Source organism: Actinokineospora inagensis DSM 44258 (assembly GCF_000482865.1).
GTDB lineage: Bacteria > Actinomycetota > Actinomycetes > Mycobacteriales > Pseudonocardiaceae > Actinokineospora > Actinokineospora inagensis.
In genome coordinates this window covers 23,393-36,194 of record NZ_AXWW01000014.1, presented here as the reverse complement: position 1 = coordinate 36,194, position 12,802 = coordinate 23,393, and the positions used below count along the sequence as shown (strand labels likewise).

11 protein-coding genes are annotated in these 12,802 nt (G+C 68.3%); 6 read left to right on the top strand and 5 right to left on the bottom strand.

All coding sequences use genetic code 11. From position 1 onward, the window contains the following. The first annotated feature begins 9 nt into the window (after window positions 1-9). The 3 genes from H504_RS0104920 to H504_RS40840 are packed head-to-tail and all read left to right on the top strand — an operon-like array spanning window position 10 to window position 2,260. Entirely contained in the window at window positions 10-723 is a 714-nt protein-coding gene (locus H504_RS0104920; protein WP_026421874.1) for a vWA domain-containing protein, read from the top strand. Window positions 724-734: 11 nt separating this feature from the next. Continuing rightward, window positions 735-1,373, top strand: coding sequence for a hypothetical protein (locus tag H504_RS0104915; protein WP_157440215.1), 639 nt, complete (start codon window positions 735-737; stop codon window positions 1,371-1,373). Further along, complete coding sequence (locus tag H504_RS40840; RefSeq protein WP_157440214.1) at window positions 1,370-2,260, top strand: hypothetical protein; 891 nt, start codon at window positions 1,370-1,372, stop codon at window positions 2,258-2,260. Before H504_RS0104915 ends, H504_RS40840 begins: the two co-directional genes overlap by 4 nt. Window positions 2,261-2,328: 68 nt before the next feature. Here H504_RS40840 and H504_RS0104905 read toward each other — a convergent pair whose 3' ends face one another. Then, complete coding sequence (locus H504_RS0104905) at window positions 2,329-3,012, bottom strand: hypothetical protein (RefSeq protein ID WP_157440213.1); 684 nt, start codon at window positions 3,010-3,012, stop codon at window positions 2,329-2,331. A 27-nt stretch (window positions 3,013-3,039) separates the two neighbouring features. On the opposite strand from H504_RS0104905, the gene H504_RS40835 reads away from it, so the two are divergent. Both H504_RS40835 and H504_RS40830 read left to right on the top strand, forming a co-directional pair. Continuing rightward, window positions 3,040-3,507: a hypothetical protein gene (locus H504_RS40835; protein ID WP_157440212.1), complete on the top strand. Its 468-nt coding sequence runs from the start codon at window positions 3,040-3,042 to the stop codon at window positions 3,505-3,507. A gap of 118 nt (window positions 3,508-3,625) precedes the next feature. Further along, a complete protein-coding gene (locus H504_RS40830) occupies window positions 3,626-3,769 on the top strand; it encodes a hypothetical protein (protein WP_157440211.1) in 144 nt (47 codons plus the stop codon). A 92-nt stretch (window positions 3,770-3,861) separates the two neighbouring features. Here the strand turns inward: H504_RS40830 and H504_RS0104895 are convergent, their stop codons facing one another. The 4 genes from H504_RS0104895 to H504_RS33290 form a co-directional block, all read right to left on the bottom strand. Then, window positions 3,862-4,707: a hypothetical protein gene (locus H504_RS0104895; protein WP_026421870.1), complete on the bottom strand. Its 846-nt coding sequence runs from the start codon at window positions 4,705-4,707 to the stop codon at window positions 3,862-3,864. Continuing rightward, window positions 4,707-8,762, bottom strand: coding sequence for an AAA domain-containing protein (locus H504_RS0104890; protein ID WP_026421869.1), 4,056 nt, complete (start codon window positions 8,760-8,762; stop codon window positions 4,707-4,709). The genes H504_RS0104895 and H504_RS0104890 overlap by 1 nt, the downstream gene beginning before the upstream one ends. A 153-nt stretch (window positions 8,763-8,915) precedes the next feature. Next, the gene (locus H504_RS33295) at window positions 8,916-10,085 is read right to left on the bottom strand and encodes a serine/threonine-protein kinase (RefSeq protein ID WP_211239260.1); all 1,170 of its coding nucleotides are present in this window, start codon (window positions 10,083-10,085) and stop codon (window positions 8,916-8,918) included. A 96-nt stretch (window positions 10,086-10,181) separates the two neighbouring features. Continuing rightward, window positions 10,182-11,285 (bottom strand): AfsR/SARP family transcriptional regulator, encoded by a 1,104-nt coding sequence (locus H504_RS33290; protein ID WP_157440210.1) that lies wholly within the window; start codon window positions 11,283-11,285, stop codon window positions 10,182-10,184. A 151-nt stretch (window positions 11,286-11,436) separates the two neighbouring features. Between H504_RS33290 and H504_RS0104875 the strand changes: the two genes are divergently transcribed. Continuing rightward, a complete protein-coding gene (locus H504_RS0104875) occupies window positions 11,437-12,570 on the top strand; it encodes a hypothetical protein (protein WP_026421867.1) in 1,134 nt (377 codons plus the stop codon). The last annotated feature ends 232 nt before the right edge of the window (window positions 12,571-12,802 follow it).

Sequence of the window (12,802 nt, the reverse complement as noted above, 5' to 3'; positions counted from 1 at the left end):
ATTACCTGGATGAGCCAGAACCAGAACAGGTCCGGCGACAACAACCTCAAGTACGCGGTGGACATCGTGCTGTGTGTCGACACGACCGCGAGCATGGCGCGGATGTTGGCGAACGTGAAGCAGAGCGCGATGTCGTTCCCCAACCGGCTCGCACAGGAGATGGCGGCCAAGGGGCGGGGGATCAGCAGCCTGCGGCTCAAGGTGATCGGGTTCCGCGACTACGCCGACTGCGCGGAGGACGCGATGGTGGTGAGTCCGTTCCTCCGTGTTCCCGACGACCTCGACAGTTTCGAGAAGACGGTCAACGCGCTGCACGCAGGCGGCGGCGGTGACGAGCCGGAGTCCGCGCTCGAGGCACTGGCCCTGGCCATCGGCTCCGACTGGGAGACCGGGTTGGACCGGCGCAGGCACGTCATCGTCATGTTCACCGACGCCTCGGCGCACCGCCTCGGCGACCCGAGGCACACCAGTGCCGCGACCTACCCGCAGTCGGTCCCCGGCTCGCTTGAGGAGCTGTACGCCCAGTGGGGGTCGGGGCAGAGCCACAGCGCCCGGATGGAGAACCCGGCCAAGCGCCTGCTGATGTTCGCCCCGGAAAGCTACCCGTGGACCGATATCGCCGACGACTGGAACAACACCATCTACTTCCCCTCCGTGGCGGGGGAGGGGCTGGAGGAGTGGGAGATGGACCAGATCATCGCGACCATCGCCAACAGCCTCTGAGCACGGCGATGGTGAACAGACGTGGCTTGCGGTGGCGCCGGGAAGACGGCGCCGGGTACGACGTGCGCGAGTACAACGGCGGTGAGCCCACCGGCCTGCACGCGATCTCCTGGTGGCACGCCGACGCGTTCACCCGCGTCCGGGGCTCGAACTTCTGGCTGCTGGGTCTCCCCGACCGCATCGTGATCGCCGACCGGGCCGACGCGTACGGCGCGCGCACCCAACTCCCCAGGGCCGCCTGGGTCGACGCCCGCCTCATCGACGACCCAGGCCAACCGCGAGTCCGGCTCGACCTTACGGTGACCCTGGCGGGCGTGCCCATCACCCTGCCGCTGTGGTTCAACGCCGAGCACCGGGCCGACTTGCTCCTGCTCGTTGACGAGGTGGGGCTCGTCGCGGACAACCCGGGCGGCAGGCCGCGTCACGCCCTGCCCGAGCAGGCCGCCCCGCTACCGGTCGACACCGCCGAGCCGAAAGCGGCCAAGGTGGTCGCCGCGCACACCGAACCGGGCGAGGTACCACTACTCGCGGTGCGGGTCGCCCCGTGCACGGACGACTGGGTGGTGTTCCGACCGGGTGAGTGCAGTGACGAGGTGCTCCACCCGGTCCGCGCACAGCCCCCCGCCGCACCGTTGACAGGTGCGCGGTGAGTCCCCCGGCGGCCTGGGCGTGCTCGGAGTGCGACGCGAACAACGGGGCAGTCGCCACGGTCTGCCGCCTCTGCCACGCCCCGAAGGCGACAGCGGCGAGCGCGGTGCCGGAACCCACCGCCGTCGTGCCCAAGGTGACCTCGACCGGTGAGCGCCCGGACTTCGTGGAGTCCAAGCACGCGGCCAGGGACCCGGCGCCGCAGTCAGTCGGGAACCGGATCCGCCTGACCAGCACGCCGCGTCCCCGCGTTGATCCCGTTGTGCACCCGCCCGCACCGGCCTACCCGCCCGCACCGGAGCATCTGAGGAGGCCGAGTGGTCGCTCCACTTCGGACTCCCGGCCACGCGGGCCGCTGTCCGAGCCGCCTCGCCGTACGGGCTATGCCGCGGCGAGCATCGACCCGCCCGCACCCCACCTGACCAAGCGGGGGCTCCGGCGGATGGGTCGCTTGGCGCGCCGCGTGCTGCTCGCCATGGTCGCGCTCGGCTTGTGGTCCAATTGGGGCTCGATCCTCCACGCGCTTTCTCACGCCGGTCGGGGGTCGGGCAACAACCAGGCGGTCGCCGCCCCGCCGTCGGGCACGCCGTGCCCGATCGAAGCGGCCCAGTGGATCTCCGGCGCGTCGGTGCTCGAAGCCTCGTACACCACGCCGCGGCACGTGATCACCCTGTGCCGCGACGCCACGGGGCAACTGCATTACGACGGCCAGCTCATCGGGCGGACGCCCAGCGCCGATTCGCACATCTCCATCCCGGCGGAGAGCACCGCGACCGGGTACACGGCCAGGAACAAGACCTTTCTCTACGTGATCACGGGTGGGGAGGTCATCGTCTTCAACAACGGCACCGAGCTGTCCCGCCAGGCCCTGACCCGCACCGGCCCCTGAGGTCGCCCTCGCAGGCGCACCGCTCGCGCGGGCTCGGTCGCGAGCGGTCCGGTCCCTGGCAACCTCGGTCAGAACCGCCAGCGCAGGCCGGAGGCCCGGCCGAGTGCAAGGTCGGTGAAGCAGGTGCGGACCTCGCCCGCCGGATCCAGCCGCACCGCTTCCGCCGCCGTCGCGGGGTCATCGACATCGCGCTGGTACACGTCCACCAGCCTGGTGACGGTCGTCGGCGGATCAGTCGGCGAGAAGCGCACCCGCAGGTCGAACCGCTTGCACGGGTACTTGGGGACGCAGACGTAGTGCGCGCGCAACTCATGATCGGCGGGCAGTCGCACGCGCACCGTGTACTCGTGCGCCGAACCTCGCGCCAAGGGGCGGGGTGGGGTCAGCACCAACCGCACGCGGTCGGAGGACTCCATGGCCACCACGTGCAGCGCCCCGCCGTAGATGACGTCGAAGGTCACTCTGTTCAGCACGGTGTCCGCGTCCGCCTCCGTGATGGTCATCGCCAGGTCCAACTCCGCGAGGCCGTCCCGCGCGGCAACCACCCGACGGGTCTCCAGCGCTTCCGGTGTCGGACCGTCGAGCACCAGGGCGACCTTCAGCTCTTCGGTCCACCACCCCGGTTCCCGCGTTGTCCGTGCCGCGCCCGCCAGCAGGGCCTCAGCCACGGCCGCCAAGCCCGAGTCCGCCCACCTGCGCATCGTGCGCGACGTCCGGCCGCGCTGTTGGGCGAGAACGTCGAGTCGTTCCATGTACCTTTTGCCACGATAAGGACCTGTTTGACTGAAAGCGGCGTCGACAGCCAGTCGCTGGTCCTCAGGCAACTGCGCGATGGCAGCCGCAATTCGGCTGGTCACCTTGGCGCGCGCGATCTCGACCCCATCGGACTCTTGGAGGTCGAACACCACGCGCAGTGGCCCGAGGCGATCCGCGAACTTGGGATCGGCGATGCCAAGGCCCGACCGCAGCCTCGTCAACGCGGTGAGCACCTCACCCAAGCTGATCTGCGATTTCTGCGCACCGTGCGTGCTGGCGTGCGGACATGTCGAAAGTTTCGCCGGCGGCGGCTGGTCACGCCAGCCGCCGATCGGGTAGCCGAAAATCACCCAGATGCGACTCCTGCGTCTACCTTGAGTGCGGACCGCGGCTCACCAGCGGAGAAGGCCTCACGCAAGCAGGCAATGGCAAGCAACGTCGATTCAGCCAATTTGCCGATAGCTGCCGCTTGCACAAGAACATCGAGGTGAGGAATTCTCGTCGACCACTCTCGCGAAAGTATTCGATCGTGTGCCTACGTCCGAAATCCGTCTTAGGCCACCGTCGCGGCGGCGTGGTGGAGGGTGACGCGAAAAGTCTGGACGACGGGTGACCCTGTTCGACGAGCTGGTGGCGCAGGTCGACGGTATCGAAGCCCACACGGGAATCCGATTTCTCATCCGCAACCGCCACGCCAAGTACTCCCGCCGATTGACCGGATCTTCCATCACGTCGGAATCGGCGCCGTGCTGACCGTCGAGCTACTGGGCCACACGCTGATCTGGGATGGGAACGACGAGCGGTCGATCCGAACCGGCGTGGCGTTCGGATCGACCGCTCGGCGGTCAGACCGGTTGGGGCAGGTTCGCCTCGAGATCGTTGAGCAGGGCGTGGATCGGCGCCCAGCACAACGCCACGGTGTCCTGGTCTGGCGAGAACGACTTCTCGAGCTGCTGGCGAGGGTGGATGTAGTTGCGGAAGTCGCGCACCGGGTGCATGAAGTTCTTGGCGTCGAGCTGGATCAGCTCGCGGTCGTGCGCGGTGTCGATGAGCAGCTCCAGCCCCGCCCTCCTCGATGGGACCTTCTTGCCGTCGCGCCCGGTGAAGCCCGACTCCAGTTCCGGGTACCGCTCCAGCAGCACGGTGAACAGCAGCCCCTCGATGAAGCTACCGATCCCGAAGATCGCCAGCAGGTACGCGCCCGACTCCTGCGCTGCCCGGCTCTGCGCCACCCGGTCCACCAGCAACGCGGTCGCCTTCTCGTCGGAGATGAGTCCCTCGAGCCGCGATCGCAGGTCGTCGGGTGCGCCGAAGGCAGGCCGCTCACCGGAGGCCGTCAACTCGGCGAGCACCGGCCGACCACCGAGGTAGGTGATCGCCAGGCACTCCGGTTCCAAGATCCGGTTCAGCTCGTTCTGCATCACGCCCGCCGCGGCCATACCCGCCTCGTACTCGACCGGGTCGCATACCCGGCACAGCAGGCGCTCGATGTCCGCGCGGGAAGTCGCGCGCTCCTGGATGGCTTCGACCAACCACGCCGTCCTCGGCGTGCCATCGTAGTCGGGTGAGTCCTGCCACCCCGCGCCGCGCAGCAGTTGTTCGAGTTCGTAGCCGCGCCGCTCGTTGGGGCCACCCAGGTCGCAGACGAGGCGGGCGACGCGCTCGACGGTCTTGTGGTCAAGCGGGAACATCAGCGGGTCTCCTGATCGGTGTGTTGCTGGGCGAGATCCATGGCGGCACTGACGCGTTCCACGATCTTGCGGCCGCGCCGGGTGAACCCGAGTTCGCGGATGGCCTGGTCGAGCCGCGCTTCGCGGTCGAGCAGCAGGTTGTCCGACAGCAGCCAACCGCACACGGCGACCAACTCCCGTTCGTCGTAATCGTCGATCTTCCCGCGCCGGGGCACCGGTGGCCTGCGCCCGCGGACCACTGTGGGCGTCCGCGTTTCCGGTGCCCGGACTGGTTCATCGGCGATGTGGGGGTCCGGTACGCGTTCGCTTTCCACGACGGCCACCTTCCAGTGGTGGAGGACCTCCGCGATCTGCGCTTCCCGCTTGCTGAACCACTCGCTGGCCCAGACGCGGTGAAACCGCCAGCCGAGGCGTTCAAGGTGGTCTTGGCGGAGGCGGTCTCGATCACGGGCGCTTTCCGACCGGTGATAGGTGTCCCCATCGGCCTCCAGTGCCAGCACCATCCGCCCCGGTTCCTGCGGATGGCCCAGTGCGAAGTCGATGCGGTACCCGGACACTCCCCACTGCGCCACGTAGGGAACACCAGCCTCTGCCAGCGCCGCGGCCACACTGCGTTCGAACCCGTTGAGCTCCTGGGGTCGTGCCCGTCCGAGATCCTGTGGCCTGCCGCCGTTCGCCGCGAACTCCAGGAAGCGCCGGAGCAACTGTGGACCCAGCGTCGGGGCAACGGCCTGCATGTCGTTGTGGGTGAACGAACTCACGACCGTCATCCGGCGCTTGGCCCTGGTCACCGCGACGTTGAGCCGCCGTTCACCGCCTTCCTGGTTGAGCGGTCCGAACCGCATCGGTAGGCGCCCGTCGGCCCCCTTCGAGTACCCGATGCTCAGGATGATGGCGTCTCGCTCATCACCCTGCACCCGTTCCAGGCTCTTGACGAACAGCCGCTTGCCCGGCCCCTGCATCCGACTCGTGTACTGCTCCAACTCGGGGTGTTGCCGCGCGGCCTGGCGAACGGCACCCTCGATCCGGTTGGCGTGGGTGAGGCCCATGGTGATCACGCCCAGGGTCTCGTCCGGTTTGTCGCGGACGTGGTCGAGGATGAGGTCGATCACCCGCACCACCTCGGCTTCGACCACCCCACCCGCGCCCGGTGCCGCCACCCCGTCGACGTGTTCGAGCCGCAGTGGGCTGTCCGCGTCGCGGCCGGGGAAGGTGACCAGCGCGTCCTCGTAGATCTCGTGGTTGGAGAAGGCGATGAGTCGCTCGTCGGCGCTGCGGTAGTGCCAGGTGAGGGTGTGGGACTGCGGGATGAACGCGGCCAGGCACTTCAGGATCGACTCGAAGTCGCCCAGTTGAGGGGTGAAGTCGGTGTCCTCCTCCGCGTCCTCGTCCTCCGCCCCGCCGCCGAGCAGGGCGGACCGGAAGAACGTCGTCGGAGGCAGTTGGCGCTCGTCCCCCGCCACCACCAGTTGTCTGCCGCGCATGATCGACGCCATCGCGTCGTAGGGCTCGACCTGGCTGGCCTCGTCGAAGATGACGAGGTCGAACAGTTGCTCCGCGGGCAGGAGCCTGCTCACCACGATGGGCGACATCGCCCAGCACGGGCGGGCCGCGAGCAGGACGTCGGGAGCCCGCGAGACGAGTTTGCGAATCGGCAGGTGACCGCGCTTGCGCTTGGCCTCGTTGAGCACAACCGTGTTCTGCTGCGGATTGGCGTCGCGGGCCGCACGCAGGTGCTCGGCGACCCGCCTGCGGACCCGTTGGGCGTTGAGTTCGAGGTGGTTGGCATCGGCCTGCCTGAACTCGTCCACGACCCTCGCGTGCTGCGCGCCGGTGAACTGCGCCAAGTGCGGCACCCGCATCCGGAACTCGTCGAGCAGCGAGCTGTACCAGGAGAACCGCAGCGCCGCGACAGCCTCGTCGGCACCCGCGCGCCGCCCGGCGAGCTCCGCGACGAACCGGTCCAGCCCGAGGCCGGTGAACCGGTCCATGATGGTGTTCAACTCGGGCATCCGGAACAGGGTGTCGCGGTCGCGGTTGAGCTCGTCGAGCGTCGTGGTGACCTTCTCCTCCGGCCACCGGTCCGGTTCTTCGAGACGCGCGCACATCGCGACGGCGGCCAACTGGTCGCGCAACTGCGTGAACCGTTCCATCGCCGAGCCGAGACCCAGCATGGAGGCGGGTCCGGTGTTGGCGTAGGACAACTGCTGCCAACGCCGTGTCTGGCCCTGGGCGGCCAGCAGTTCCCGGTGCAGGGTGGGCAGGTCGCACTTTCCGGTGCGCCGCATGGCGAACGCCTGCTTGCGCAAGGTCCTGCGTTGCCACCACCCGATCGGAGCCGGTGCGGCCTTGCGCCAAGCTTTGTCCCCGGTCGCGAACAGGAGGGCGGGCAGGTCCGGCCCGAACGCACTGTCCCCGAAGGTCGTGACCGTCCGGTCGACCGCGCTCAGCAGGGAGAGCACCTCCTGCCACCCCGCCAGGTCGAAGGGACGAGCGAGGCCCGCCCGGCCGACGAGGTCTCGTAGCTGTGTCTGCGTGGACTGCCAGGTCTGACCCGCGAGTGAATCCAACTTGGCCAAGACCTCGCCGACCGCTCGCTGGTCGCGCACCTCTGAGCGCGACCACGCTGACTCGCCCCGGCGTACCGCGAGACCGCCCATGTCGATGAACCGGGTCAGGTCACTCTCGACGTGCCTGAGGGTGTTCCAGTTCAGATCCCACAACTGCTTACCGCGGAAGCGGATGGGGTTACCGCTGTTCGCCGGTAGCTCCAGCAGGGCGTTGTAAACGTGGTAGGCCGACACTTCCCATGGATCTCGCCGAGTGTGCAGTTCGGTGACGTGCTCGATGACCTGGCTCCGTCGCCGGGAGAGATGGCCGTGCAGGTCGTCGACCTGTGCGGGGAGTTGCTGAGACGCCAACTCCAGCGACTGCGCCACCTGCTCGGCGACCTGTCGCCGGTTGAGCTTCTGCTCGTGCAGGTCGAACACCAGGTGGTGCAGGTTGACCCTGGCCAGGCGGTCGGTCACCGCCTCGATGGCCGCCCGCTTCTCCGTGACGAACAGGACCCGTTTCCCCTCGGCGGCGCACCAGGCGATGATGTTGGCGATCGTCTGGCTCTTGCCGGTGCCGGGAGGCCCCTGGATGACCGTGTGCTGCCCGCTGAGTACCGCGTGGATGGCGTGCTGCTGGGACGAGTCCGCGTCCAGCACCAGGTACTCGTCTCGCGGCGATACCACATCCGGTGAGACTCGCCGATGGCCCGCGGAAGATCCTTGGAGTGCGTCGATCGCCGGTGCGAACCCCGCCGCCGCGGCGATCACGTCGTGGTTCGCGAGCAGGTCTCCGGCATTGCGCAGATCCCGCACCATGGGCAGCTTCTCGTAGCTGAACAGCCCGGCCAGTACCCGGTCCTCCAGTTCGGGCGCCAGGTTCTGCGCGCCGAGGAGACCGGTGAGGACCTTGTGCACCTCAGCCGCCTGCACCGCGGGATCGGCGGTGTCCTCAAGCAGCGAGTTGAGCTGCTCGATGAGCGGGTCCACGTCCAGGTCCACGCCGAACTGCCGGTTGAGCGCGTAGAACAGCACCGGGTTGACCTCGACCACGTCGTCCAGTTCGATCGCGTAGTCGGTCTCCGCCGCCGTCCGCGGCTCCAAGGTGAGGGACTGCAAGAGCAGTGGGGCGCGCAGCGGGAGAACCGGCGACGTCCCCCTCGTCGTCGGTGCCGCGACCCGGAGCAGGCCACGGGCGAGTCGCCCCGCCTCGACTCCCTGCTCCTCCTCCATCGCCACCATGGTGCGGCTGAGGCTGCGCGCACGCGCGCACGCAGCGGCGTGGTCCGCCTTTGCAGGCAGCAACGCCGATAGGCGCGTCCGCCTGCCCGTGAGCAACTGGGTCAACGCCTCCGGGTTGGCGGCGGTGAGGTCCAGCGTCATGGTCTTGGTGTCTTTGTAGTGCAGCAGCGTGTTCCGGTGCCCGAAATCGATCAGTCCGTCCGCCCACTGCGCGGCCTTGCGACGGACGACGTCCAAGCGATTGCCACCGCTCGTGGTCACGTGCGGTTCCCTCCCAGAGGCGTTCCCACCGACCGAGGTCCCCGAACTCTCGGTGCCTACCGCTCCACCGGGCAAGCCCAACAGTTTTGCCTACTCTGGCGCAGGAGTACTTCCGCCATTCGGCTGAACCTGGGTGCCGCGGATGGGCATTGGTCATCCCTGCTGTCCGAGCCGCTCCAGAGCGTCCTCGATAGGGCGGACATGCCGGTGGCCGCGACCGTAGGCCTTTGTCGCCTTGACGCGGAGTTCGGTGAGGATCGTGGTCGCGGCCGCCGCGTCGCCCGACCTCTCCTGGGTCACAGCCGCCCTGATTCCCTCCTCGATGTCATCAGGGGTGAGGAAAGCTCTGGTTGGACCTGCGACGAATGGGCGGGCGGCCTTGGTCTGCCGCGGCGCTTCCGCTTCCGCCGGGCGGCCGCTCGTGGGGTCTCGAAATGGGAGGGTGACGTCAGGGTCCAATCGCGGGCTGGGTTCGGGCGAACCGACGGCGGGCAGGTGCGGTTCCAGCGCGGCGAGTACCGCCCCGATATCCGGCCGGTCGCGTGCGTCTTTCGCCAACAAGGCCAGCACGGTCTCCTCGACTGCCCGGGGCACCCGCGCGCCGCGCTGGGACGGCGGGATCGGCGTGTCCTCGGTGTGCTGGGTCTGGACGGTCCTCGTCGATTCCGGGAGTTGGACGAAAGGTGGCCTCCCGGTGAGCAGGAAGTAGAGGACACAGCCCAGGCTGTAGAGATCGGACTCTTCCTTGGCGTCGCGCTGGTAGCACTCCGGTGCCGTGTACTCGTCGGTACCCACAAAGGACCTGGTGTACCTGGTCGGATCACCGACGAGCGGCAGCGCGATTCCGAAGTCGATGACGTAGACCTGGCCGGAGTTGCTGATCATGATGTTTACCGGCTTCAGGTCGCGGTGCAGCACGTCTTTCGCGTGGACAGCCCGCAACGTCCTGCTGATGGACGTGCCGACCGCGGCCAGTTCAGCGAGCTGCGGAGTGAGGTAGCGCCACTTCTCCACCGTGCTGCCGTTGATGTAGGACATCGCGATGTAGGGAATGGAACCGTGCCATCCCCGGCGGACGACCTTGGGGATGGTCGGGTGGTCGGTCATCATCGCCAGAACACCCGCCTCGCGGTTGAACCTGCCGATTACCCTGCCGCGCACGTGTTCATCGAGGCTGTCGGTGCCTGGCAACTGTGGGACCTTGATCACGACCGTGCCCGCCGTCTCGGTGTCGGTGGCCACAAAGGTGACTCCCATCCCGCCCGCGCCCGCTTCTCGGAGCAGGTGGAATCGGTGGTCGATGGTGTCGCCGGGTCTCAGCAAGTCATCCTCCTGCATTTGTGTTGAGCCGCCACAGCGAACACACCATAGTGGAAGTTCGAATTCCGGCCGTAGCGTCCCGGCCGCCGCGCACGATGATCACGCGGGGAAGGACAAGGGGGAGCAATGTCGACAGGAGCCAGTGGTATCACCGCGGGCGGTGGGCTGATCAGGGTGAGCGTGAGTGATCTTGGCTCCACCGGCTGCCCGCACGCCTTGGCCGTCAAGGTCCGCCCCAGGGCGCCCCGGGTAGGACCGCGCCACCACGTAGAGGACGCCGTCCGGGAAGTGTTCCGCGTTGCCGTGCCCCCAGTTGACGGCCAGGACTGTCTTCCCAGCACCGCCAAGGCCGGTGATCACCGCGACTCGGACACCGGACCGCTCGTCGGTCAGCGCGTCGAGATCGTCGAACTCCCGATCACGTCCCCTCGGCTCGACCGTTCGGGGAGGAAGCCAGTTCGGTGGGGATGAGGACATGGGCTTCACCCTGCCCGCCTCGGCTATCGCGATACGGGCCTGCGCCCACACGGCTTCCGGTAGGTCGATGCCTGACGCGGCCGCGGTCTCCACCCGTCGCGCGAGGTCGTCACGGATCTCTCGTGACCGCCCGGTGCGCTCCCATGCCTGCCACAGTCGTTGTCGCACCTCGTTGTCATCACCGAACGCGCTCGCCGCCTGTTCGGCTACCGCGACCGCTGCCTCCAGTTCGTCGGCGGCCAGTTCGGCGTCGAAAAGGTCGAGCAGCAACCCGCGGTACCGCCAGGTGAGTTCGCCGATCTCCGAACCGACTAGGTCGCCAGGCAAGTCACTCAGCGGCTCGCCCGATCTCCACAGGCCCTTCGCCTCGCGCAGCAAGGGTGCCTTCGCACCGGGCTCCAGACCTCGGGCTCGGGCGACGAGTTCATGAAAACGCCAGTAGTCCACCTGCGCCTTGGCGAGTGCCAGGCTGATCACCTTGATCTGGTTCTTGCGCACGATCTCCCGACCGGATCTGCGACGCAGTTCCTTCGCGTAGCCGCGAATGGTTGCCTCGGCAGGATCTCCCAACCGCCGCCGCAGTGACTCGAAGGTCACGGTCAACTCATGTGACATCGCCGCCAGGGCCAACACGGTCCGTAGCCGGGGCTCCAGGGGGACGGGAGCGCCGTCGACCAGCAGTCGGACCGGACCAAGCACCTCTACCCGGACGCCGGACAAATCCATGTCGGCCAGTGAACCAGAGGTCAACTCCGCGATTCGCGCACCGTGCCGCTGTGGGGACGCCTGCCGGACCACCCCCACAATCTCCCCACGTTTCCCCCACATCGCCGCGCGAGACTTTGGTCCTGCGACCGAACGATCGGAGGAGACCGAGATGCAGCAGCGCGTGGTGCCGTTGTGGGCCGCTGCCGGGGCGAGCCAGACCCGCCCGGTCCGGAGGGTGGTCTTGGCGGTGGTGCACAGCGTCGCGTCGGGAATGCGCGTGGTCGACGCCGTCGCGGCCATCGAGGGCACGGCAGGTGTCCAGGTCGTCTTCACTCGGCCACCCGGTCCCGACGACAACGGGGTCGACCGGTTCCTCGACGGCCTGGACGCGATCACCACGCCGTGGGAGCGCGCGGTCCGGGAACGATTCGACCTGGTGGTCGCGGCCGACCCTACCGGTACGGGTGTCCTCCGAGGTGCCCTGTTGCTGGTGCCCGCCATCTCGTCGGCCGGGGTCCTGGTCGACCACCGCGGGTGCGACTGCGTCCCCGCTCTGCGCCGCGCTGTGCGTAAGTTGCGCGCGACCCAGCGACCCGACCCGCTCGTGATCGGCCTGCCGCACACCGATGACATCGACGAACTGCTCTTCGCGGCACCCGACGTCGCACAGCACGCGGCCGTCGTCGGGGATACCGGTTACGACACGCTGCTCGCCGCGGTGCGACACCGGGAGGCATACCGGGTACGCCTGGGTGTCCGGCCCCATCAGCGCCTCGGGCTGGTCGTGTCGGCGGAAGGTCCGGAGTCGGTGCTCGGTGCGTCGCCCGCATTGATCGACCGTGTCGCGACCGACTTCCCACTCCAGGGTGACCGGGTGCTCTGCTACCTGCACCCGGACGTGTGGGTTGGTCATGGTCGTCGCCAGGTCCTGTCCTGGATGAGCGAGGCCACGCGCTGTCGCGTGCAGTTCTTACGCCCGGAGTTCGACTGGCGTGTGGCCGTGGTCGCTGCCGACTACATCATCGGTGATGGTGGATCGCTCACCGCCTACGCAGCAGCCGTGGGGAAGCCGGTGTACCTGGCCAACCCCCTGCGGGCGCCCGAGCACGGATCCGTTGGCTCACTGCTCGCCAGGTACAGCACCGTCCTAAGCCCCGACCGACCCCTGCGCCCCCAGATCGACCTGCGCCAAGTCGACCCGTCTGCTCTCGCCCGACGGATCACCTCCGCGCCCGGCGGATCGGCGGACGCACTGCGCGCGGCGAGCCTGCGACTGCTCCGCCTCACAGACCCGGCTGCCTGAGCCGTTCAGATCACCACACGAAGGAAAGGTGCACAGATGAAGTCCGGTTCGACCAACAACTGCGATGGCGGCGGCAACGGCGGAGGCGGAACAGGAGACCGCGTCGGTCGCAACGGCGCCCGCTGATACCAACTCAACCAGAGCTTCCGAGCCCGCGACTGCCCACGTTCCGGCAGCGCGGATCGCGGGACGGCCGGTGGTCGTCTGGACGGGCCACCGGCCGTCCCGCCTG